Genomic DNA, 24,612 nt, shown 5'->3' with positions numbered 1-24,612 from the left:
CTGATGAATTTTAAATTATACAAAAGCTTCCTTTTTATTTTAATAGTTACTATTACTACGTTGCACAGTAGGTATGCATCGGCGCAAACCGCCTATTATATAGATGGCTATCATGGCGGCATCTGGGGGCACTACCCTGATTGGAATACCCGCTTCATGGCCGATCTGCTAAAGAAAAACCCAAACTGGAAGATCAACATAGAACTGGAGCCCGAAACCTGGGCAAGGGCTATGGCGGTAGACCCTGATGCCTATGCTGATTTCAAAGCCCTTTTTGCGGACCAATCACTTAACGGCCGCATAGAATATGTGAACCCCGAGTACGCGCAAAGCTATAATTACAACATCTCGGGCGAGAGTATTATCCGGCAGTTTAGCTATGGGATGAAGATGGTGCGCAGGCATTTCCCCGGGGCTGTGTTTAGTAGCTATTCATCAGAAGAACCCTGCTTTACCAGCGCGCTGCCCCAGATCCTTAAGTCATTCGGGTTTAAATATGCCTCGCTTAAAAATCCAAACACTTGCTGGGGCGGTTACGCCCGCGGCCACGCCGGCCAACTGGTAAATTGGATTGGGCCCGATGGCACGGCCATCATCGCATCGCCGCGGTACGAGGTAGAAAAGTTTGCCCCAAGGTCTACCTGGCAAACAATCGCCTGGAATAACTCGCCTCAATATATCAACGCCGCCTTTGCGGCTGGTATGGCGCACCCTGTAGGTATGACCCTGCAAGACGCCGGTTGGAAGAATGGGCCTTTTATAGGCAAGGGTGTAAAAAATGGGATAACCAGCGTTTATACTACCTGGCGCAACTATTTCGGCAACATAGCCAAAAACGATGCCCGGCAAAACTGGAAGGTATCGCAGGAAGATATGCTGGTGAGCCTGGTTTGGGGTTCGCAGGTAATGCAGCAGATAGCGCAGCGGGTGCGGGTATCAGAAAATAAACTGATAATAGCCGAAAAGATGGCTGCTATGGCAAAGATCTACTCAGGTACTAAATGGCCGCAGGCGCAGCTTGATTCGGCCTGGCGCACACTACTTTTAGCACAGCATCACGATTGCTGGATAGTGCCTTACAATGGTAAGGATGGCGATACCTGGGCAGATAAGGTGAACAAATGGACGATTAATACGAATGCCATTTGCGATAGTATTATAAACAACGCGCAAGCTGTTATCAATAAAAAAGCTGTCGCCGCTAATTACATTACCGTTTATAATACCACAGGAACTGATCGCGATGAATTTGTATCGGTCGAAACTCCCGCAGGTACAGGTTCAAAGCCGGTTACTGTTTTAGATAGCAAGGGCGTACAAGTGCCTGCACGCTTAAGTGCCGATCAAACAAAATTGTTGTTTAGGGCACGGGTGCCGGCTATGGGTTACTCGGTTTACCAGTTGAAAACCAATCAGTCGTCCGCAATAAAAGGCGCATCGGTTTCTGTTTTGGGTGATGGCAGCTACTTGCTGGAGACAGATCTGTACAAGATTATTATCGACCCGGCGCATGGCGGTGTTATTAAAAGTCTTATCGCTAAAAAGTTGAATAACAAACAGTTCGTCGACCCCAAAAACACACGCAGCTTTAACGAGCTTCGGGGTAACTTTTACAACGATGGCGGCTTTAAATCAACCGCCGATAACCCGGCTAATGTTGAAGTGTTAGAGAACGGTCCGCTGCAAATTAAGCTGGCAATAAAAGGCACCATAAACGGCAGCGATTATACCCAGATGTTAACCGTGGCACAAGGTCAGCCACGGATCGATCTCGGCGTAAATATCAACTGGAAGGGTAACCCCGGCATCGGGCAGCCAACGCCGGCAAATACATATAAGCTGGATAACCCGGTGAAGGCATTTTATAATGACAGGGATAAACTGCTGGCTTATTTCCCGCTGAACCTGCAGGGGGAAAAGGTTTACAAGAACGCCCCCTTTGATGTTACCGAAAGCAAACTAACCAATACATTTTTTACCCGTTGGGATAGCATAAAAAACAACGTGATATTAAACTGGGTTGATGTTACCGATAATAATAACCAATATGGCATGGCGCTTTTTACCGACCATACCACAAATTACGCGCATGGGCGGGATTTTCCTTTGGGGCTGGATATCCAATATTCGGGTATGGGTTTATGGGGCAGGGACCATAAAATAACCGGCCCTACAACTATCAACTATGCTTTAATACCACACGCTGGTAAATGGGATAAGGCAGGCATACAGCAGCAAAGTAATAACTGGAACGAACCTTTAGTAGCCGTAGCTATGTCTGCGCAGCCCGCTATGCCAGGCCGGTCGCTTGTTAAGGTGCCTGAAGGTTATGAGGTTTCTGCCATTAATTTTGAGGGTAACGATATGCTGGTAAGGCTGTTTAATACCGGTGCGGGTGGTGTGAAAAGCAATGTTGTATTTAATTGCAATGCCGATAAAGTTATTTTAGCAGAGTTGGATGGCCGAACCGTGAAAAGATTATCGTCAACTAAATTAAAGGGCGGTGGTATATCAACTACCATCGCAATGCCGAAATTTGGCATCCGTACTATTAGGCTTATTAATGCAAGGGGCATTTAAAACAAAATAGCAGACTTTGAAAAATAATTTAGCTAAAATTTGCTAAATCGTTTTTTCTTATATAATTTGGCCATATTAATACCAATTAAAATCAATGCCCGATTATCCTTATCATACTATAATATGATAAGAGCACGCCAGCAGCAATAATCAATTTGACGCTGTTGTTCGCAAACGTCCGGCTAAAATTATCGTTCGTAAAATGTTTTATCATATAAAAAAACGTCTTGCAGTCACCGTTGCGCTTGGCTTTGCCACAGCGCAAATTTTGAGCGCGCAAAACCTTGCATCGTACGTTAATCCTTTTATTGGTGCAAGTACCAGTACTGCCAATGCAGGCGTTTATCATGGCCTTGGCAAAACCTTCCCGGGGGCAACCACACCTTATGGTATGGTACAGGTAAGCCCCAATACCATTACCGGCGGCGACAATGGCTCGGGCTACAGCTACGAGCAAACCAGCATCGAAGGTTTTGCCTTTACCCAAATGAGCGGCATTGGCTGGTACGGCGATCTGGGTAATTTCCTGGTGATGCCTACCACCGGCAAACTTAAAACCAAAGCCGGCACCATCGCGCAACCCGAAGGCGGTTACCGCTCGCAATACTCCAAACAAAGCGAAAAAGCATCTGCCGGGTATTACAGCGCGTTGCTGACAGATTACAACGTTAAGGCAGAAATGACCGCCGCCGCGCATAGCGGTATGCTGCGCTTTACTTTCCCTCAAAATAAGTTATCACGTATCCAGATAGACCTGGCCCGCAGGGTGGGGGGCACATCTACCTTGCAATATATAAAGGTGGTAGATAGCTACACCATCGAGGGTTGGATGAAATGTACGCCAGATGGCGGCGGCTGGGGCAATGGCGATGGGCATGCCGATTATATGGTTTATTTTTACGCGAAATTTAGTAAGCCGTTAAAAGACTACGGGGTCTGGAGTGCCGATATCCCCGACGGGTGGGCACGCAAACGTGAAGAAGTAGGAAGCGATAAATATCAGGAAAAGGTAGCTGATGCCGCTATCTTAAAAGGAATAAAAGAGAAACAAGGAAAACACCTGGGCTTTTATACCCAGTTTGCCACTAAGGCCAACGAGCAGGTATTAATGAAATCGGGCATTTCTTTTGTCAGTATAGCGGGCGCAAAAAACAACCTGCTTGCCGAAATTAAGGATTGGGATTTTGATGCCGCCCACCGTCGCGCTGTTGCGCTGTGGGATAAGGCTTTGTCTAAAGTGAGCATCAAGGGCGGCACCACCGATCAGAAAAAGGTATTCTATACCGCGCTTTACCACACCATGATAGACCCGCGCATCATCAGCGATGTTGATGGCAAATACCCCGGCGGAGATGGAGAATCACACTATAACACGGCGTTTAAAAAGCGTACTATTTTTAGCGGATGGGATGTATTCCGCAGCCAGATGCCTTTGCAAACCATTATTAACCCATCACTGGTGAACGACCTCGTGAACTCGATGGTGACACTGGCCGATCAAAAACAGAAGAATTATTTTGAACGCTGGGAGCTATTGAACGCTTACAGCGGATGCATGCTGGGCAACCCCATGACATCGGTTTTGGCCGATGCCTACGCCAAAGGCATCCGCAATTATGATGTAAATAAAGCTTACGCACTTTCGGTAGGCTCGGTAGAAAAATTTGGTAATGGCGATAAAGGCTATGCGCCCGGTTCTATAGGCATCGCCCAAACGCTGGAGTACGCCTATAACGAGTGGTGCGTAGCGCAGCTGGCCAAATGGTTAATACACCCGGCTGATGAGCAAAAGTATACCGCCCGCAGCATGTCATACAAAAATATTTTTGATAAGGATAAAGGGTGGTTCCGGCCCAAAGACGAGAGCGGTAATTGGGTTGCCTGGCCGGATTCGGGCAGGATGACACAATGGTACGGCACATTTGAAACCAACCCTTATCAGCAAGGCTGGTTTGTACCGCAGGACGTGGATGGCATGGTACAATTGATGGGGGGTAAAGAAAAAGTAATTGCCGACCTGAACAATCTGTTTGCCAAAACACCCGATAACATGATGTGGAACGATTATTACAATCACGCCAACGAGCCGGTGCACCATGTTCCTTTCCTGTATAATCGCCTTGGCCAGCCCTGGCTTACCCAAAAATGGACGCGCGAGATCTGCCGCAGGGCCTACAAAAATTCGGTTGAAGGCCTGGTAGGTAACGAGGATGTTGGACAAATGTCGGCCTGGTACGTGCTGGCAGCCACGGGATTGCACCCCGTTTGTCCCGGAGATACCCGCCAGGAGATCACCAGCCCGGTGTTTGATAAAGTAACCTTAAAGCTCGATCCAAAATACGCCAAAGGGCAATCTTTTACCATTATTGCTAAAAACAACTCCCCAGCAAATATTTATATCCAAAGCGCAAAACTAAATGGCCGCGCATACAACAATTGTTACCTTGATTATAAAGATATAGCCGCAGGTGGCATACTGGAACTTACCATGGGCGCCCAACCCAATAAAAACTGGGGTACAAACTAAAATTACATGAAGAAACTCTATTCATTACTTATTGGTATCGGTTTAAGTGCTGGGGTTAACGCCCAGAATATAGCGCCCTTTAAAGCAGGCGACAGGATCGCCTTTGTGGGCAATAGCATTACCGATGGCGGCCATTACCATTCGTACATATGGCTGTATTATATGACGCATTTCCCCAATCAGCGTATTACTTGTTACAACGTAGGCATTGGTGGCGACGATATTAACCAGATAGCTTACCGTATTGATGCCGACGCGCTGGCCCGTAAACCCACTGTTTTAACCCTTACCTGGGGTATGAATGATACCGGTTACTTTGAGTGGTACCGCCCCGATGCACAGGATTTTATAGATAAGCGACTGGTAAACAGCTACAAAACCTATGCTGCTTTAGAAGATAAACTAAAAAAACATACCGAGATCCGTAAGATATTGATAGGTGGTTCGCCGTATGATGAGACAACAAAATTCACCAAAAAAATATTTACCCGCATAAGAGCGAAGCGCTTGCAAAAGTGATAGACCATCAGCAAGAATCAGCAAAGAAAAACGGGTGGGGCTTTGTTGATTTTTTTCACCCGATGGATGCCACTAATAAACGTGAACAGTTAACAGATAGTACGTTTAGCTTAACCCCCGGAGACCGCATCCACCCCGATAATAACGGGCACCTGGTAATGGCTTACCTCTTCCTGAAGGCACAAGGGCTGGGCAATAAAGTTGTGGCCGATGTAAATATCAATGCGGCTAATAAAACTGTGGCAAAGGCTGTAAACTGTTCTGTTTTAAATGTGGTATCTACTGCTAAATTGTTATCATTTAACTATCTGGCTAAATCGCTGCCGTATCCGCTTGATACTATTCCGCGCGGATGGGGCAACAGCAAAAAACAATCAGACGCGTTGAAACTGATCCCTTTTACCGACGAGTTTAACAGGGAAATGCTGACTGTAAAAAGCCTTTCAAACGGGCAATATGACCTTTTGATCGATGGTGAGAAGATGGGCAGTTGGTCAGCAGCGGAATTTGCAAAGGGCATTAACCTTGCCGGGATCTCTACTACACCGCAATATCAGCAAGCTATCCAGGTCCGCGAGCTTAACGAAGAGCGGTGGGAAATTGAACGCCGCCTGCGCAATTACATGTGGATGGAATACGACTTTTTAAAGGATAAAGGCATGTTATTTAAAGACAACAATGCCGCTATGGATTCGGTTAAGCTACACGCTGCAAAAAACATTTTTGTGAATGGCAACAAGGACAACTACAGCCGCGCCCGTTACAAAAGTCTGCGCGATGCATGGCAAAAGGAAATGAACGTATTAACCAACCAGATCTACGCCATAAATAAACCTCAAACCCACCGTATAGAGATTATTGCTTCAAAATAATGCTGCCTGATAATATGAACACCAAAAAGATCGTCACGCTATTCCTCGCTTTTGCAACTTCGTTTTGGCTTAAAGCAAACGCGGCCACGGTTGATACGGCGCTTACACACAGCGTCGCTATGAGCAAGGATATAAAAGCGGTAGTTATAAAACCCGCGGATTATTCTGTAACAAAAAAATATCCGGTTATGTACCTGTTGCATGGTTTTAGCGGCAACTATAGCGACTGGATAAAAAAGATACCTGCCATTACTAAACTGGCAGATACCTATCACATGTTGATAGTTTGCCCCGATGGCAACTTTGCAGGCTGGTATTTTGATAGCCCTATGAATAAAGAATGGATGTACGAAACGTATGTGGCTACCGAACTGGTAAATTATATTGATAAACATTATGCTACTATTACTAACCGAAAAGGCAGGGCCATCACAGGCCTGAGCATGGGCGGGCATGGTGCGCTTTTCCTGGCCTTTAAGCACCAGGACATTTTTGGGGCTGCGGGCAGCATGAGCGGGGTATTGGATATACGCCAGTTTCCTGATAGCTATGGCATTGAGCAGGTATTAGGCAAATACAGCGAACACCCGGATATATGGGAACAACATTGTGTTGTTAGCTTAGTTTACCTGCTTAAACCTAACACTTTGGCCCTTACGTTTGATTGTGGTTATGATGATGGCATGTACAGCGGCAACCAGGAATTGCACGAAAAGTTACTGCAGCGAAAGATTCCTCACGATTATACGGTGCGGCCGGGAGCGCACTCATGGGAGTACTGGGGCAACGCTATAAACTATCAGGCGCTGTTTTTTAGCAGGTACTTTAGCAATGCAAAGTAAATGGATGCACCTTTTGTAAATATGGGGCATCTCTGCTATAAAACTTATTAAAATGATAAACCGTTGCAGTTATGAGTATGATTTATCAAAAGAAAAAAAATGTTCAAAAAAAGTTTGCTAAATCGTTTTTACAACTTATATTAGCATTGAAATTATACACCAATAATTATAAACCAATTATTTAAGCCAAAGTGAAGATCGGGATAGTGCGTTTTATTAAAATGCTAAAACGATTTTTTGATGCTTAATATAATACGCCAAGCTTAATGCCTTTTATTATTATAACCCTATAGTATGAAAAAAATTTACTTTCAGTTTACTGCTTATTCATTTTTCATGATGCTGTTTATTTTCGCATCATGTAAAAAGGAAGGTTTCCTGAGCCAGACCACTACATCAAACCTAACAGAGGAAACTGTTTTTAAGGATAGTACCAATACTGTAAGATTTTTGGCCGGCATTTATGAAAATGTTGGGTTTAGTGCTTCGGCAAAGCGGTTTACCTATGGGCCCGATGTTTTTCATCAAACACCTAACGGCGGGTTAGATGCTTCCTCAGATGAGGCCGAAGTGTATAATTCGGGTGGGTCTACCGCGTTAGCCTGGGAAACCGGTACCATTAACGCTGCGGTTGTTACTGATGATGCCTATAAAAAATCGTATACCAATATCAGGTCGGTTAACCAGCTTTTAAAAAACCTGCCTAACGTACCCATTAATAATTTTGTAAAAACACAGATGAAGGCCGAAGCGCGCTTTTTAAGGGCCTGGTATTATGCCATTTTACTTAAACATTATGGCGGTGTGCATTTAGTGGGCGATAGCATCTATAACTACACCGATAAGATCCCTGCTACCCGTAATACATACGAAGAGTGCGTAAACTATATCATATCTGAATGTGATGCGGCGGCACAGGACCTGCCAAACGCGCAAAGCGGGGTAGATTATGGCCGGGCATCAAAAGGCGCTTGCCTGGCACTTAAAGCAAGGGTGCTTTTGTATGCTGCAAGCCCCTTATTTAATGGGCAATCGCTTACCGGCACAAAAAATGATGCGCTTTTAGGTTACCCGGCCTATAACAAAGAAAGGTGGAAGCTGGCGCAGGATGCTGCAGAGGCTGTTATAAGCCTGGGTGCATTTAGTTTAAATGTAGATAATTCTACCCCCGGCATTGGTTTTCAGGTTCTTTTACCAAGCGGTATAATAGCGAGTATATATTTGAACAGATGCGCCCTACAAATAATGTAGATCTGGAAGAATTATTCCAGCCGCCATCGCGCACTGGTAAAAACGGGGCTTTCCCTTTACAGGGACTGGTTGATGCTTTCCCAATGAAAAATGGAAAGGCTATTACCGACCCCACCTCAGGATACAATCCGCAAGACCCCTACACCGATCGCGACCCGCGTTTGGATTTTACCGTCATCCGCGATCAAACTCCCCTGCAAAACAGGCTGGTTTCGGGGTTTTCTCCTATTAATATTTACCAGGGTACTTACAAAGGTGTATCAACCGGGCCCGATGCTGTATACATAGGTACATCTACCGGGTATTACACCAACAAAATGCTTTCGCCTAATGCGGTATCGCAGGATTTTCAGCACCGTACCAACAGGGTGCTGCCTTTGATACGCTATGCCGAAATACTGCTTGATTATGCAGAAGCCGCTAATGAGTACAATGGGCCTTCGGGAGATGTGTATGCGGCGGTAGAAGCTATCAGGCAAAGGGCCGGTTTGTCTCCATATCAGTTGCCCACCGGTTTAAACCAGGAACAAATGCGTTTAGCCATACAAAACGAGCGCCGTATCGAACTTGCGTTTGAAGAACACCGTTTTTGGGATGTGCGCCGCTGGAAAATAGCCGAGCAAACCGATAACATACAAACAAAGGGGATGGAGATCACCCGTAACGGAAACGCGGCTACCTACAAAATTTTTAATGTGCGTAAACGTAATTTCCGTACGGCAATGTACTTGTGGCCTATACCGCAAAGCGAAGTGGCCAAATCGCCCGAACTGATCCAAAACCCCGGTTATTAATATTCACAAAATAATTGAATGAAAAAGAATTATAACATAAAACATGTGCTGCTGCTGCTGATGGTAGTTTTAATGGCGGCATCGTGCAAAACAGAAAAGGTATTGCCGCAACAGGAAGCGTTGAAGGATGTGAGCGGAAGCTGGCAGGTAATATCAGCAACCCGTAACGGTACAGACCTGGCCGCGCTGGTAGATTTTACCCAGTTTAGGATAAGCTTTGACGGCACTGGTTATAAGCTTACCAACAAGCTGCCTTTTATAGTGAACCAGGATGGGGTGTTTACCCTCGACGACCCGCAGTACCCTTATAAAATTACATTTACAGCAACAGGCGGTACGGCAGTGTCAACAGCATTTACATATCCTATAGTAAACGGCAAAAGGCAGCTCAGCCTCACTTTTAGCCCGGGCTGCTCCAATAATTCTTACGTGTACGTACTGCAAAGAGTTAATTAAGCCAATATCAAAAAACAGATTATGAGATCAAATTTACATATAAAAGGTAAAAAATTATGGAGGGCATGTACCTGTCTTATATTGGGTATTATGCTGGCCTGCTGCGGCGAAGAAATTACCGGCGTAGACCAGCCGGCCGCCGCCACTGTAGGTTCAACAGTACCCATTACGGTGCATATCAATATACCCACCGCAGGTAATGGCGGGCCGGATTACCTGATATTTGGTTTTTTGGTGCCAAAGGGTTGGAAAACCGCGCAAAACGCTAAAATTACTTACAACAGCGAGGCATTGGGCGGCGGCGTAATGACGCTTTTAACTGATGCTACCCTGCCAAAAAACGGCGGCGGGCTAACCTGGCCTGCGTACATGAAAAAAACCTTTGGTATTGGTGCTAACCTTATTGATGATATGGAGTGGGTTGCCTACCAGTCAGAAAAATCATACACTCACAACGGTAACACTTTTACCGGCGATATATTGATAAACTTAAAAGTTGGTGCCGATAACAATAACACACTTGTAAAACTGGGCTATGTAATTACCGATAGCGGTAATGGCTTCACCAGCGATAGTAATGGTACTTATTATAGTGTTGTAATGTCAAAAACATGTTTTGAAGTTACAGGCGGCAGCGGCGATCTGGTAGACTTTTGTAACCCGCAGCTTACTATTGTCGACCCTCCTAAATCTTTAGATAACGATTTTGTAACCCTCACTTTTGATGGTAATGTTGCAGATACCCCGCTTAGTGGCAAAAACGAGCTGTACTTGTGTGCAACAGCCTACACCAGCGACGGCAAAACCATAGCCGTATGCGAGCAAACTGATAAAACAAAACTGGTGCAAACATCACCCACAAGTAAGCGGTACCGGTTAACTTTTTGGCCTAAGGCATTTTTTAATACCACCGATGCGCAAACGATTACTAAGATGGAGTACTTCGTAACCGATAAAGCGGGTACAACCAAAGTAGGGTATGGGAACACCCTGGAGCCGTTTGTATATACATTTAAGTGCGGATGATAAGCTTTAATAAACCGGGGGATAAGCAATTAATGCAACCCTGCTAAAACGATATTTTATTTTTTGCCAACAATTTAAACTTTACACAATGGCTAAATGCTACTTAAATAAATATTTTACGGCTTTGGTGATACTGATGCTGGCTGTGGGCACAAGCAGCCACGCCATGCAGCAGGATACCACCGCGAAAATTAATGCCCGCCCCGGCATGGCCGGTGGTGTCGTACTTGATGAATATGCCAAGCCTTTAAAAGGTGTAAAGGTGGCGGTTAAGGGGACATCAGATACTGCCAGTACCGATATGTACGGCCGTTTTGAAATCAACGCCGCTATCAACACAATACTGGTGTTTAAGTATCCAAATTATAATGTGCAACAGGTAAAAGTAAAAGGTAACCAGGAAATAACGGTTAGGCTTATTGATACCTACATTAAAGCGCCATCTAAAATTGATGTGCTATACGGTACTGCCGATGTAAGCAAAAACCTGGGCGCTATATCAACCGTTTATACTAACCAGCTTACTACTACGCCCGCAACACTATATACCTACGCCCTGCCGGGGCAGCTTGCAGGCTTAAATACATTTCAGTACAGTGGTTTTGCAACACCGCAAACTACCGCGCAAACCCACGCCGATTTTATAGGGAATGTTGTAGCGCACAACAACTATTCGCCCAATGATAATACCGAATTTGGATTATCGCTGCGCGGACAGGTGCCAATTACCATTATAGATGGTGTACAGCGCGAAATAGCATCGCTTGATCCGGAGAGTATTGAATCGGTATCGGTGTTAAAGGATGGGCTTTCAAATATTTTATTAGGTGTAAACAGCTCCAGGGGTGTTTTATTAATTACCACCAAGCGTGCGCTGGCAGGTACACCCCGCATTTCGTTTACCGCGCAAACAGGCTTGCAATCGCCGCTTGGGTTGCCATCGCCTTTGCCGGCCTATCAATACGCTTACCTGTATAACGAGGCTTTACAAAATGATGGTAAGCTGCCCATTTACAGCGCCGCGGATTTTAATGCCTACCGCGATCATTCCGACCCATCGCGCCACCCGGATGTTAACTGGTACAATACCTTATTGCGTAAAAATTCGCCCATGGCCAGTTATAAACTAAATGTGAGCGGCGGCTCGGAAATAGCCCGGTATAACGTATCGTTAAATTACCTTAACCAGGATGGGATGTTTAAAACAGCATCATCGGTGCCATACAATACCAATAACAACCTTAACCGGTACATTATCAATTCAAACGTAACGGTTAATGTTACCAAAAAATTCATTGTAGATCTGCAATTGTTTGGGCGTATCCAGTCGGGTACTCAACCTGGCGCGGGATACGGAAATATCCTTAGCGGCATATATTCGACACCAAACAATGCTTATCCCGCCACAAACCTCGATGGCTCTTTTGGTGGTACAACAACATTTACCAACAACCTTTTATCGCAAACACAATTTTCTGGTTACCAGCGCACAAGCAGTAACGATGTATTGGCCAACTTAGATCTAACCTATGATATGAGCAGTATTACACCGGGCCTTTCGGGTAAGGCTAAAGGTAATATGGCGCTGTCATCGCAGGGGTTGCTTAACAGATCGTTACAAAACAACTCGTTTTTATTAAAGCCCGATAGCAGTTATGCCAGTGTCGGCTCGCCCATAGCGCAGATAAATAATTTTACCAGCATATCAAACGCCCGCTATTCGTTCGCGCAGCTATCCGTTAATTACGACAGGCAATTTGGCAAGCATAATGTTACAGGTATGGTGTTATACGATACCCGTTCGGTAAACCTCAACTTCGATTTAACAAGCGTAACCACAAACGAGGCTTTTAAAGCCGGGTATAATTATGATGGAAAATACTTTATAGAAGGCGCGGTAAACCGCAGCGGCTACAACAGGTACCCGCCGGGCAAGCAATTTGGTTTGTTTTACGCGGGCGGTATAGGCTGGCAAATGGGTAAAGAAGATTTTGTTAAAGATAATTTTAGCTGGATCTCATCATGGAAGTGGCGCGCTACTTACGGCCGTACCGGTAACGCCAACGTAGATAACGTAGGCTACTATAACTTTGTTCAAACTTACAGCTCGCCAAACGGGTATCAATACAGCACAGGTGTTGTGCGCGGCGATGTCCAAGGCGTTTACGCCGACCAGTTAGCCAACCCATTCATTAGTTGGGAAAAAGCCGATAAGATTGATGTAGGAGCAGATATAGGCCTGTTTAACAATCATCTTAAATTAACCTTTGATTATTATCACGACAGGTATAAAGATCTGTTACAGGTACGTGGCCGTAACAGCTTATTGTTAGGTGCACCGTACTCTGTCGAAAATATTGGTATAGTACTTAACCAGGGCGAAGAGCTTACGGTAACATACCAAAACAACGTTGGCGATTTTAATTACTTTATATCAGGTAATGCATCGCTGCAATCATCTAAAAGCATTTACAGCGATGAAACGCCGTCGCCATATCCGTGGCTGCGCCGCACGGGCAGGTCAACCGGCGCTGTTTACGGCTATACCGCATTAGGTTTCTTTAAAGACGCAGAAGAGGCGGCAAGCAGCCCGACTATAACAGGTTATACTGCTAAAGCGGGCGATGTAAAGTACAAAGATTTGAACAACGATGGCGTGATCAACCAATTTGATATTTCCTCTCTCGGAAACGAAAAACCGCTACTATACTACGGCACATCGCTGGGCTTTAATTACAAGGGCTTCAGCTTCAGCATGATCATCCAGGGGTTAAAAAACAGGGAGTTTATGTTCAATAACGCCATGAGTAACAGCTTTGCAGGCATCGGCTTTTTGGGCCTTACCTACGCAGGCCAGGGCTATGACGGCCTAACCGGCAGGTGGACGCCCGAAACAGCGGCCACGGCTACGCTTCCGCGCTTATCGCTGGGCAATGCCAATAATACAGCCAACTCTACACTTTACTTACGCTCCGGCGATTACATCAGGCTGAAAAATGCCGAGGTAGGATATAACCTGCCTTACCAGTGGATAAGAACATTAAGATTATCGGGAGTAAGGGTATTTGCAAACGGCGAAAACCTGGTAACCTTTTATGGTTACAAAGGGATAGACCCCGAGGTAAGCAATGGGGCTTACCCCATACAAAGGGTAGTAAACGTTGGTGTTACCGTTAAGCTTTAAACTTTGGCCATTATAAAAATACGAGCATGAAAAATTACAAAATAATTATAGCAGCCATAGCAGTGATACTGGCAATTTCAGGTTGCAAAAAATACGAGCAGATACCTGTAGATAAAGTCCCACTTGATAAAATTTTTGATCCAAGGGACTCGGCCGGAGTTAATGCGCAAAAATATTTGTATGGTGTATATTCTGTATTAAGGAACGGCCACAACCGTGTTGGCGGCGATTACCTCGACGCGGCAAGCGACGATGCCATATCTTCAGCATCCAGCCCATCAAACGTTGTTACCATACTGTCTACAGCGGCATACAACTCGTATACGCTACCCGGCGATGAGAATTTATTTGGCACTTATTACGCAGGCATCCGCCAGGCAAACGAGTTTATAAATAATATAGATGTGGTGCCGGTACTGGCTAAATACAATGGCTATTCCATGAAATATGTATGGAAAAGCGAAGCCCGTTTTTTACGTGCGATGTTTTATTTTGAATTGATAAAACGCTATGGCGGCGTACCGTTAATGGGCAACCGGGTTTACACCATATCTGACGATATAGCCTTACCACGCAACTCTTTTGACGATTGCGTAAAATACATAGTAAGCGAGTGCGATGCCATAAAAGACTCGCTATTGGTATACCCGATAAGCGACCCGGATGCAGATAGCCACCGCCCTACAAAAGGCTCGGCAATGGCTTTAAAGGCGAGGGTATTACTGTATGCTGCAAGCCCGCTGTTTAACGGCGGCAATATAGCAGCAACCAATAATTTAACAGGTTATACCAGCTTTGATGCTTCCAGGTGGGCTGCCGCCGCTACTGCTGCAAAAGCTGTAATGGATCTGAACACCTATTCGCTGCTGCCAAATTTTAAGGATGTGTTTTTAACGCAGAACAACCCCGAGATTTTATTTATGCGCCAGGGTGGCGACAACAATAACGTAGAAACCAACAACGGGCCGGTAGGTTTTACGGCTGCAACAGGTAAAGGCCAAACAAGCCCAACGCAGGAATTAGTTGATGCATTCCCGATGGCAAACGGGCTGCCAATTACTGACCCCGCATCAGGCTACGATAACGAAAAACCCTATGTTAAACGCGACCCAAGGCTTACCTACACCATTATTTATAATGGTGCACAATGGTTAAACAGCGAAATACAAACTTTTGAAGGCGGCCAAAGCAAACCAAACGGTACGCTGCAGCAAACAAAAACAAGCTATTACATGCGCAAGTTTATGGGCAATTTTGAAGATGCCAATGCTTACAGCTCGCATAGTACCGATTGGCTGATCATGCGTTATGCCGACCTTGTTTTGGGTTATGCCGAAGCGCTGAACGAATCTGAAGGGCCAACTACTGATGTATACAACGCTTTAATAAGCATTCGTAAACGCGCAGGTATCGAAGCTGGCGCAGGTAACCAATATGGCTTAAAAGCCGGAATGACAAAGGATGAAATGCGTATTGTGATACATACCGAGCGCCGTGTAGAGCTGGCATTTGAAGAAAGCCGCTTTTGGGACCTCCGCCGGTGGAAACTGGCCGAAACCACCATGAACCAGCCGCGTACAGGTATGGTTATCACAAAAGTAGGATCTGCAATAAGCTACAACCCCACCAACGTATTAACCACCAGGTTTGATGCACCAAAAATGTATTTATACCCAATACCGTACGATGAGGTACAAAAGAACCCTAATATGAAACAAAACCCCGGATGGTAATTACCAGAAGATCAATTAAACTAATTAATTAAGCAGCTATGAGAAAAATAATACTTTTCTTTCAAATAATAATTACGTTACTACCGATGGCTTTGTATGCGCAAAATACAACTGTAAGCGGTAAGGTGCGCGATATAGCGGGGGTTTTGCCGGGGGTATCTGTTGTAGAAAAAGGCATACTTACCAACGGCACGATATCTGACGTGAATGGTAAATTTACACTTACCTTAAAAGGCCAGTCGAACACGATTATATTACGGTTTATAGGATACGTAAACCAGGAAGTGAGAGTAAGCGACAAAGCGCTTGATATTATCATGCAAACAAGTACCAACGGTTTGGACGAGGTATCGGTAGTTGCATATGGTACACGTAAACGTATCACCAACACCGGGGCGGTTAGCTCTATCTCGGCAAGCGATATCCGTACTGTACCAACAGCAAACGTGCAAAACGCGCTTACCGGTAAATTACCGGGGTTCTTTTCGCAACAGGGATCGGGCCAGCCGGGTAAGGATGCATCAGACTTTTACATTCGCGGGGTAAGTTCGTTAAACCCGGCAGGCAACCAGCCGCTGATAATTGTAGATGATATTGAATACAGTTATGACCAGTTACAGCAAATAAACGTAAACGAAATTGAAAGCATTTCGATCCTTAAAGATGCATCTACCACCGCTGTTTATGGTATTAAGGGTGCCAATGGCGTACTTGTAGTAACTACCAGGCGTGGTAAAGCCGGTACCCCAAAAGTTAATGTAAGGGTAGAGGCGGGTATGCAGCAGCCAACCAAAACACCACAATTTCTGGATTCGTATAACGCTGCTTTGCTGATAAACGAGGCACAGGTGAATGATGGCCTTCAGCAATCCTTCAGTCAGTCAGATCTCGATCATTTTAAAAATAATGATGACCCATACGGCCATCCTAATGTGAACTGGTACGATAAGATCTTTAAAAAGCAAAGCTACCAGGCAAATGCTAATTTAGATATCTCGGGCGGGTCTAACGCTTTAAAATATTTTATATCAGGCGGTGCGTTAAATCAAAATGGCCTGGTACGTGATTTTGCCGACCCGCAAAGTTTAGTGAACACCAACTACTACTTCCGCAGGTATAACTTTCGGTCTAACCTCGATCTGAAGGTGAATAAAACACTCGACCTGCGTTTAGATGTCACCACGCGTTTTTCTGACCTTAACCAACCGTATAATCAAAACGCGGTTGGCGAAGTGTACAATTTCACCAAAGAAACCCCATTCACAGCACCCTATTTAAACCCCAACGGTTCATATAGCTATGCTTATTCATCGTTTAACCCCGATCACCTGCCTACGCTGAATGCAAGGCTGGCCACGGGTGGTTACCAGCACTCGCGCCGAACTGATTTTAACTTCCTGTTTGGGGCCACCCAAAAACTGGATGCACTAACCAACGGGCTATCGTTAACAGGCCGCATTGCTTACTCAAGCACAGAGCAATACACCAAACAGATATTTAACGAAGGTATCCCGGCGTATCACTACGATGCTGTAACAGGTCAGTATTCGCTTCGCCCTGGTGCAACTTATGTTTATCAAAACTACGGGTTAACGGGTAATACCGATATCAACACCAATAATTACAACTTACAGGTATTTCTTAACTACGACCGCACCTTCAGTGCCGCTCATCATTTTTCGGGCATGGTACTGTTCAATCAAACAGCAAATACCTTGTATGCGGCCAACCTGCTGTCGGCAGACCTGGTTGGAGTGCCGCAAAAATTCAGGGGGGTATCCGGTAAAGTGGGGTACGATTATAAGCAAAAATACCTGATAGACTTTAACGTAGCTTATAACGGTACCGACCGTTTTGCAGCCGACCATCGTTTTGGGGTGTTCCCGGCAGTGAGTGTGGGCTACAACCTGGCAAAAGAAGATTTCTTTTCAAAGGCGTTGCCTATATTCAGCCTGTTTAAATTGAGGGCCAGTTACGGCTTGGTGGGTTCTGATGCTGCCCCCGGTAACCGTTATGTATATAACCAGGTTTATAACAATGGCGGAGGCTACAATTTCGGCCAGTCGCAGCAGGAGTATGTTACCATTTACGAAGGTGCGCTGGGCAACCCTTTTGTGGTTTGGGAACGCGCGCGCAAGTTAGATATCGGATTGGATATGAACTTGTTTAACGATAAGATATCGGTAACGTTTGATTATTTTCACGATGTACGGGATAAACAGCTGATTAAACCCGGCAGTGTACCTTTAATATTGGGTGTCGACCTGCCTGCTGTTAATATTGGTAAAACCCAGAACCAGGGTTTCGACGGGCAGATTAGCTATCATGGCAACATCGGCGACTTCCAGTACAACACCGGCCTGGTTTTCTCGTATGCTAAAAACAAAATATTGTTTAAAGACGAAGCCGCCCCTGCTTATCCATGGCTGGCAGAAACAGGTTATTCTATAGGGCAGCAATATGGTTATCACTTCCTGGGCTATTATACAGCTAACGATATCGCCGCTATTACTACTTATAGGGATGCACACGAAGGTTCAAATGTAGGTAACCCGGTTGCCTTGCCGGATAACGGTATCCCTTTACAACCCGGCGACCTGCGTTACCAGGACCTTAATGGCGATGGTGTGATCAACGTGTTTGATAAACGGGCTATAGGTAATCCAAACCTGCCAAACACTACGCTGGGCCTTTCGTTGCAGGCTGTTTATAAAGGGTTTAGTGTTAGTGTGTTATTTCAGGGATCATTTAACTACAGCTTCGCGGTATTGGGTACCGGTATCGAGCCGTTCCAGAGCCAGTTTCAGCCTATTCACCAGGAAAGATGGACCCCTGCAACAGCTACTACAGCAAACTTTCCAAGGTTAGGTTTCAACCCAACATCGGTTAACAGCCCAACCTCTTACTTCAGCGATTACTGGTTGGTTAACGCATACTACATCCGCTTAAAAACCATTGATATAGGCTATCAGCTGCCCAACAAACTACTGCCTTTCAAGATCAACAACGCCAGGGTCTATATGAGTGCTTATAACTTGTTTACCTGGGATAACTATAATAAATATCAACAGGACCCCGAGATCTCGACCAACACCGCGGGCGATGCCTACATTAACCAGCGTGTGATAAACCTTGGTATCCAGTTGGGATTTTAGCCTGATTTATACAAACAGGGATCAGCATCTAAAAGTGTTTGGTCCCTGTTTTCCAACCCCCGGTGCCCGGCACTGTGCAACCAGAATTTAACGGGTATTTTATACATTAGCAATATGTTTCCAACTATCGGCGATCTGTTTGAATACCTGTTCAATGCCCGGTTTTTGTTCCCCATACAAACCTTCGGGTTTTTTGTGGCCTTATCGTTTTTGTTAGCTTATATCGTATTTAGTTCGGAGTTTAAAAGGTACGAAGCCAATAGCAAGATTCATGCTTTTAAACGCACGGTTGTTTTAGGGACACCTGCTTCTGTGTTAGATATGGGGGTAAATTTCCTGTTGGGTTTTGCCTTCGGTTTTAAAGTTTTAGGAGCGCTTTTTAATTACAATAGCTTTGCTGTTAACCCGCGCGGATTTATTCTTTCGCTCCATGGCAACCTTATTGCGGGCTTAATAGCAGGAACGGGCTTTGCAATATGGGTTTATGTAGATAAAAAACGCCATCAGTTAGCCAAACCAAAAGTGGTTGAACAAACCCGGCACCCTTACCAATTGATGGGGCTCATCGTATTCAGCGTAGGTTTTTTTGGGTTTATTGGCGCTAAATTTTTTGATATAGCCGACCATATAAGCCAGTTTTGGTACAACCCTGTGGGGGTACTGTTTTCGGCAAACGGGTTTGCATATTATGGTGGGTTAATATTTGGCGCTCTTACTTATTTGTACATTGGTTATCGCCACGGGATGAAGCAGGTACACCTGGCAGATATCGGCTCGCCCGGTATGATGCTGGCCTACGGTATTGGCCGTATAGGCTGCCAACTGGCAGGCGATGGCGATTGGGGAATAATTAACAACAATGCCAAACCCCACTGGCTTAGCTGGGTACCCGATTGGATGTGGAGTTTTAAATATCCGCATAACGCAATAAATGCAGGCGTACCTATACCCGGCTGTAATGGCAATTATTGTAACCAGCTTGTAAAAGGCGTTTATCCCACATCTTTTTATGAGTTGGTGCTTTGTATAGGGTTTTTCGGGTTGATGTGGGCCTTCCGTAAAAAAATAAAGATACCGGGGCTAATGTTTTGTATTTACCTTATCCTTAATGGCGGCGAGCGGTTTTTAATAGAACATATCCGCATAAATTTTAATTACAGGTTTTTAGGTATTACATTTACACAAGCAGAATTAATTGGTGGCCTGATGTTGCTTGGTGGTGTTATTGGGATAGCTATCATTACTTATAAACGCTTTAAGCCTGTCCGTAAACCTGCATAAACTATATTTAATTGATTAGATCCTTATGAAAAGGCTTACGCTTGTTTGTCTGTACATTTGCACCGCGTTGTCCCAAAGCATCGCACAAACTAAATCTGTAAACCTAACCGATCTTAAATTTACTGTAGAAGAAGCGCCCGAGTGGTCGGCTTTATTGAAACGCAGTACCGGCTGGTTCGGCGGTGACGGCATATACACTATACCCTTAAACGGGGTAGAAAGCAAGCCATCAGGCCCACATATTAAAACCCTTTTCATATTCAGCGATAGCATGATAGGCGAGATCCGCGACAACACTATGGCGCCCGGTTTTAAAATGATCCATAACGCGGTAGCGGTACTAAACGGCAACAAGCCAATTGCAGCCCAAATAAAATTTTACTGGGATACCGATAAAAAGGGTGAAGCCGAATCCCTTTTTATCCCGGCAACCCCTAAAGCAGATAGCAGCGATTACTATTGGCTGGGCGATGGTTTTGTAAACCAGGCCAATAAGGCCACTTATATATTTGGTTACCGTGTACGAAATGTAGGCAGCGGGCCTTTTGGCTTTAGGGAAGTAGGGAACACGCTTATTAAATTAGCGCCGGGCGACCAGCCGCCATATAAAGATGCCAAACAAATGGATACGCCTCTTTATTTAACCGATGGAAAAAACGAAATAGGCTCTTTTGGGGCCGGCATATACGTAAATACCAAAGGTGCAGGCGCACCAAAGCCCGATGGATATATCTACGTGTACGGCGTTACAGGTATGGCTAAAAACCTGTCGGTAGCGCGCGTTCTTCCGGTCGATTTTGAAGATTTTAAGAAATGGACTTTTTGGGACGGTAACTCATGGATCGGCGATATCAATAAAGCCGCGACAGTTACTACGGGGGTATCTAATGAATTAAGCCTGTCGGCTTTACCGGATGGCCGTTATGCATTGGTTTTTCAACACGGCGGCATGAGCACAACCGTGGGGATGCGCATAGGTGCAAGCCCGATAGGCCCGTTTGGTCCGGTAATAAAGTTATGGGATTGCAAAGCTGACCTTACAGAAAAAACCTTTGTGGTTTACAATGCCAAGGCGCACCCCACGCTATCTAAACCCGGCGAGTTGCTTATCAGCTATAACATTAACTCACTTGAGTTTATAAAAGACCTGAAAGTGCACCCCAACTTATACCGCCCGCGATTTATCCGTGTTAAATTCCAATAATTATAAAGTATAATTTGTTACTTTAAAAATATTATATACATTAGCTAAATCAATTTAGCATTACCTGATAATCATTTTTAAATGAAAAAGTTTTTTATGCTTGCGATAGTTGTAGTTATGTGCAGCTTCCAAACCCAAAAGCCTGTTAAGATCGTTTTCTTTGGCGATTCTATTACCGAATACGGCGTACGGCCCGATGGTTACATCACTTTATTTCAGCAAAAGCTGAAGGATAATAATAAGGCGGGCAATTATGAAGTAGCAGGTGCCGGCATAGGCGGAAACAAGATCTACGACCTATACCTGCGTTACGAAGAAGATGTGCTGGCCAAAAACCCCGATGTAGTAGTTATTTGGGTGGGTGTGAACGATGTATGGCACAAACGCATGTTTGGTACCGGTACCGATTGGGATAAATTTGGCAAATTTTATACAGCGCTTATCAAAAAGTTTCAGGCAAAGGGCATCAAAGTTACCATTTGCACACCGGCAAGCGTTGGCGAAAAAACCGACTACAGTAACGAACTGGATGGCGATCTGAACAAACATTCGCAAATCATCCGCGATCTTGCCGCGCAAAGCAACTGCGGGCTGGTTGATTTCAGAAAATTATTTCACGAGTATGGGTTAAAGAATAATCCGCAGAACAAGGATAGGGATATCCTTACGGTAGATGGGGTGCACTTAAATGCAGCCGGCAACAAGTTAGTTGCCGACGAGTTTTACGCAGCCCTTATTAAATAGCAGATTTGGTTAATTATATATCGGGTTTGATTGGTTAGAAGGAGGCGGTGGCGCCTCCTTTTTTTAAGATCAAAACCTAACAAAAGCATTATTACACCCCCGGAAATTATATGAAAAGGCCTCTACTTTTTTTTGTTGTTGCATTGTTTACGGCAGGTGCCTTAAAAGCCCAGCATGCCAACCTGGTTAAATATGTGAATACGCGCCAGGGCACCAACACTAAATACGAATTTTCGTACGGTAATACCTACCCGGCTACCGCACTGCCTTTTGGTATGAACACCTGGACACCCCAAACCGGCAAAAATGGCGATGGGTGGAAGTACCAGTACTTCGAGAAAAAGATAAGGGGGTTTCAGCAATCGCATCAGTGCAGTTCATGGGTGAACGACTACGCCGTGTTTTCGTTGATGCCGGTAACAGGTAAGTTGGTAGTGAACGAAGATGAGCGGGCATCAACCTTCAGCCATGATAACGAGATAGCCCAGCCAAGCTACTACAGCGTTAAGTTTGATAACGGTATCAAAACAGAAATGAGCCCTACTGAGCGCGGTGCACACCTGCGTTTCAGCTTCCCGAAAGGGAAGGGCTCGTACCTGGTGCTGGATGGCTACACAAAAATGAGCGGGGTTAAAATAGACCCGGCTACACGCACAATAACCGGTTATGTAAATAACTGCCGCTGGGCACCGCAAAACTTTAAAAATTATTTCGTTATCACATTTGATAAACCATTTGCCGACTATGGCACCTGGGAAAATAAAAAGAACAGCCGGAGCGCTAAAAATAAACAGGCCGAAGGCGAGGGCGCCGGGGCTTATATCAGGTTTAAGGATGGTGAAACAGTGCAGGCAAAGGTGGCATCATCATACATCAGCCCTGAGCAAGCCCAAGTAACGCTGCAAGCCGAGCTGGGTAAATACAGGTCATTTAACGATACCCGCAAAGCTGCCGATAAGGTTTGGAATACCCTGCTTGGTCGCATGGCGGTAGAAGGTGGTACCGAAGAAGAGAAAGCCACTTTTTATTCGTGCCTTTATCATGCAAATCTTTTCTCGCACCAGTTTTTTGAATATAATAAAGAAGGTAAACCTTATTACTACAGCCCTTACGACGGGAAACTGCACGATGGTTACATGTACACCGATAACGGATTTTGGGATACCTTCAGGGCGCAGTTCCCGCTGAATACTATTATGCATCCCAAAATGGAGGGGCAACTGGTGCAGGCGCTGCTGGATGCGCAAAAACAATGCGGCTGGCTGCCGGCCTGGTCGTTCCCTGGCGAAACGGGCGGGATGCTGGGTAACCACTCCATTTCCCTGCTGGCAGATGCCTGGATGAAGGGCATCCGTACATTTGACCCGAAACAGGCGCTTGAAGCTTATTATCACGAGGCCACAAACAAAGGCCCATGGGGCAGCGCCAACGGCCGCCCCGGCTGGAAAGAATACTTTGCCGATGGCTATGTGCCTTACTCCAAACAAACAGAAGGAGCCACTGCCTGGACGTTAGAGTTTGCCTACGACGATTTTTGCGCCTATCAACTGGCAAAGGCAACCGGCAATAAATACTACGAGAACGTATTTGCCCGCCAAATGTATAACTATAAAAACCTTTTCGATCCCGGTACAAAGTTTATGCGCGCTAAAGATGCTAAGGGGAACTGGATAGAGCCCTTCGACCCGATGGATTGGGGCGGGCCATATACCGAAGGCAATGCATGGCACTGGACGTGGTCGGTTTTCCATGATACGCAGGGGCTTATAAACTTAATGGGCGGCGATAAAAATTTCACGGCCAAGATGGATTCGGTGTTTACCGAGCCGGGTACGATCAAGGTTGGCGGATACGGTGCTGTGATCCACGAAATGACCGAAATGGCGGCCTTTAAAATGGGCCAGTTTGCACAGGGTAACGAGCCTATCCACCATATGCTGTATATGTACAACTACGCCGGCCAGCCCTGGAAAGCCCAGCAGCACCTGCGCGAAGTAATGGACAAAATGTATAACGCGACAGAGAACGGCTACCCCGGTGACGAGGACGAAGGGCAGATGTCATCGTGGTTTGTATTGAGCGCCGCCGGATTTTACAGCGTATGCCCCGGTACAGATCAATATGTAATTGGCAGCCCGCTGTTCAGCAAAATGACCATTACCCTCGAAAACGGTAATAAATTTATTGTAGAGACTAATAACAACAGCAAGCAGAATGTTTACATCCAGTCGGCTACGCTTAATGGTAAACCTTATACGCACAATTGGATAAGCCATACTGATATCATGAACGGCGGCACCCTGCATCTGGAGATGGGCGACAAGCCTAATTTAACCCGTGGTTTGGCAGCTGAGGATAAACCGTTTTCGCTATCAAAGGCCGATTAGTGTTGATACGCGTACCTTTCGGACCAAAATTTAACAATAAGCTTTTGGTTGATGTAA

16 protein-coding genes are annotated in these 24,612 nt (G+C 45.3%); all 16 read left to right on the top strand.

Translation table 11 applies throughout. The features are described 5' to 3' along the window. Positions 1–3: 3 nt before the first annotated feature. Positions 4–2,580, top strand: coding sequence for a glycoside hydrolase family 38 C-terminal domain-containing protein (locus EWM62_RS16485; RefSeq protein ID WP_129877775.1), 2,577 nt, complete (start codon positions 4–6; stop codon positions 2,578–2,580). A gap of 202 nt (positions 2,581–2,782) precedes the next feature. Then, on the top strand, positions 2,783–5,107 hold the full coding sequence (locus EWM62_RS16480) for a GH92 family glycosyl hydrolase (protein WP_129877774.1): 2,325 nt from the start codon (positions 2,783–2,785) through the stop codon (positions 5,105–5,107). 6 nt (positions 5,108–5,113) lie between these two features. Beyond that, complete coding sequence (locus EWM62_RS19510; RefSeq protein WP_203235070.1) at positions 5,114–5,626, top strand: GDSL-type esterase/lipase family protein; 513 nt, start codon at positions 5,114–5,116, stop codon at positions 5,624–5,626. A 62-nt stretch (positions 5,627–5,688) separates the two neighbouring features. Beyond that, positions 5,689–6,498, top strand: a complete 810-nt coding sequence (locus EWM62_RS19505) for a hypothetical protein (protein ID WP_203235069.1) — start codon at positions 5,689–5,691, stop codon at positions 6,496–6,498. Beyond that, positions 6,498–7,340, top strand: coding sequence for an alpha/beta hydrolase (locus EWM62_RS16470; RefSeq protein WP_238989375.1), 843 nt, complete (start codon positions 6,498–6,500; stop codon positions 7,338–7,340). Before EWM62_RS19505 ends, EWM62_RS16470 begins: the two co-directional genes overlap by 1 nt. Positions 7,341–7,634: 294 nt before the next feature. After that, positions 7,635–8,591: a RagB/SusD family nutrient uptake outer membrane protein gene (locus tag EWM62_RS19500; RefSeq protein WP_203235068.1), complete on the top strand. Its 957-nt coding sequence runs from the start codon at positions 7,635–7,637 to the stop codon at positions 8,589–8,591. Further along, positions 8,570–9,385 carry a RagB/SusD family nutrient uptake outer membrane protein gene (locus EWM62_RS19495; RefSeq protein ID WP_203235067.1) on the top strand — a complete coding sequence of 272 codons (816 nt, stop codon included), beginning with the start codon at positions 8,570–8,572 and terminating at the stop codon, positions 9,383–9,385. The genes EWM62_RS19500 and EWM62_RS19495 overlap by 22 nt, the downstream gene beginning before the upstream one ends. Positions 9,386–9,403: 18 nt before the next feature. Further along, positions 9,404–9,841, top strand: a complete 438-nt coding sequence (locus EWM62_RS16460) for a DUF5004 domain-containing protein (RefSeq protein WP_129877773.1) — start codon at positions 9,404–9,406, stop codon at positions 9,839–9,841. A 21-nt stretch (positions 9,842–9,862) separates the two neighbouring features. After that, entirely contained in the window at positions 9,863–10,867 is a 1,005-nt protein-coding gene (locus EWM62_RS16455) for a DUF4961 domain-containing protein (protein WP_129877772.1), read from the top strand. Positions 10,868–10,955: 88 nt separating this feature from the next. Continuing rightward, positions 10,956–14,051: a SusC/RagA family TonB-linked outer membrane protein gene (locus EWM62_RS16450; RefSeq protein WP_129877771.1), complete on the top strand. Its 3,096-nt coding sequence runs from the start codon at positions 10,956–10,958 to the stop codon at positions 14,049–14,051. Between the two features lie 26 nt (positions 14,052–14,077). Then, positions 14,078–15,784: a RagB/SusD family nutrient uptake outer membrane protein gene (locus EWM62_RS16445; RefSeq protein WP_129877770.1), complete on the top strand. Its 1,707-nt coding sequence runs from the start codon at positions 14,078–14,080 to the stop codon at positions 15,782–15,784. A gap of 38 nt (positions 15,785–15,822) precedes the next feature. Beyond that, entirely contained in the window at positions 15,823–18,939 is a 3,117-nt protein-coding gene (locus tag EWM62_RS16440) for a SusC/RagA family TonB-linked outer membrane protein (protein ID WP_129877769.1), read from the top strand. A gap of 114 nt (positions 18,940–19,053) precedes the next feature. Next, a complete protein-coding gene (locus EWM62_RS16435) occupies positions 19,054–20,220 on the top strand; it encodes a prolipoprotein diacylglyceryl transferase (protein ID WP_129877768.1) in 1,167 nt (388 codons plus the stop codon). Positions 20,221–20,245: 25 nt separating this feature from the next. Next, on the top strand, positions 20,246–21,424 hold the full coding sequence (locus EWM62_RS16430; RefSeq protein WP_129877767.1) for a DUF4185 domain-containing protein: 1,179 nt from the start codon (positions 20,246–20,248) through the stop codon (positions 21,422–21,424). An 81-nt stretch (positions 21,425–21,505) separates the two neighbouring features. Then, positions 21,506–22,168 (top strand): SGNH/GDSL hydrolase family protein, encoded by a 663-nt coding sequence (locus EWM62_RS16425; RefSeq protein ID WP_129877766.1) that lies wholly within the window; start codon positions 21,506–21,508, stop codon positions 22,166–22,168. A 110-nt stretch (positions 22,169–22,278) separates the two neighbouring features. Beyond that, complete coding sequence (locus EWM62_RS16420) at positions 22,279–24,555, top strand: GH92 family glycosyl hydrolase (RefSeq protein WP_129877765.1); 2,277 nt, start codon at positions 22,279–22,281, stop codon at positions 24,553–24,555. Positions 24,556–24,612: the final 57 nt, after the last annotated feature.

The sequence above is a fragment of the Mucilaginibacter terrigena genome (assembly GCF_004168255.1).
GTDB lineage: Bacteria > Bacteroidota > Bacteroidia > Sphingobacteriales > Sphingobacteriaceae > Mucilaginibacter > Mucilaginibacter terrigena.
The sequence above is the reverse complement of the archived record's forward strand: the minus strand, read 5'-3'. Positions and strand labels throughout refer to the sequence as shown.

Excerpts from the sequence above, each read along its gene's own strand:
- EWM62_RS16430 (WP_129877767.1), top strand. The coding sequence starts at position 20,246 with ATGAAAAGGCTTACGCTTGTTTGTCTGTACATTTGCACCGCGTTGTCC.
- EWM62_RS16455 (WP_129877772.1), top strand. The coding sequence starts at position 9,863 with ATGAGATCAAATTTACATATAAAAGGTAAAAAATTATGGAGGGCATGT.
- EWM62_RS16420 (WP_129877765.1), top strand. The coding sequence starts at position 22,279 with ATGAAAAGGCCTCTACTTTTTTTTGTTGTTGCATTGTTTACGGCAGGT.
- EWM62_RS16450 (WP_129877771.1), top strand. The coding sequence starts at position 10,956 with ATGGCTAAATGCTACTTAAATAAATATTTTACGGCTTTGGTGATACTG.
- EWM62_RS19510 (WP_203235070.1), top strand. The coding sequence starts at position 5,114 with ATGAAGAAACTCTATTCATTACTTATTGGTATCGGTTTAAGTGCTGGG.
- EWM62_RS16445 (WP_129877770.1), top strand. The coding sequence starts at position 14,078 with ATGAAAAATTACAAAATAATTATAGCAGCCATAGCAGTGATACTGGCA.
- EWM62_RS16425 (WP_129877766.1), top strand. The coding sequence starts at position 21,506 with ATGAAAAAGTTTTTTATGCTTGCGATAGTTGTAGTTATGTGCAGCTTC.
- EWM62_RS16485 (WP_129877775.1), top strand. The coding sequence starts at position 4 with ATGAATTTTAAATTATACAAAAGCTTCCTTTTTATTTTAATAGTTACT.
- EWM62_RS16460 (WP_129877773.1), top strand. The coding sequence starts at position 9,404 with ATGAAAAAGAATTATAACATAAAACATGTGCTGCTGCTGCTGATGGTA.
- EWM62_RS19500 (WP_203235068.1), top strand. The coding sequence starts at position 7,635 with ATGAAAAAAATTTACTTTCAGTTTACTGCTTATTCATTTTTCATGATG.
- EWM62_RS19495 (WP_203235067.1), top strand. The coding sequence starts at position 8,570 with ATGCGCCCTACAAATAATGTAGATCTGGAAGAATTATTCCAGCCGCCA.
- EWM62_RS16470 (WP_238989375.1), top strand. The coding sequence starts at position 6,498 with ATGCTGCCTGATAATATGAACACCAAAAAGATCGTCACGCTATTCCTC.
- EWM62_RS16435 (WP_129877768.1), top strand. The coding sequence starts at position 19,054 with ATGTTTCCAACTATCGGCGATCTGTTTGAATACCTGTTCAATGCCCGG.
- EWM62_RS16440 (WP_129877769.1), top strand. The coding sequence starts at position 15,823 with ATGAGAAAAATAATACTTTTCTTTCAAATAATAATTACGTTACTACCG.
- EWM62_RS19505 (WP_203235069.1), top strand. The coding sequence starts at position 5,689 with ATGGATGCCACTAATAAACGTGAACAGTTAACAGATAGTACGTTTAGC.
- EWM62_RS16480 (WP_129877774.1), top strand. The coding sequence starts at position 2,783 with ATGTTTTATCATATAAAAAAACGTCTTGCAGTCACCGTTGCGCTTGGC.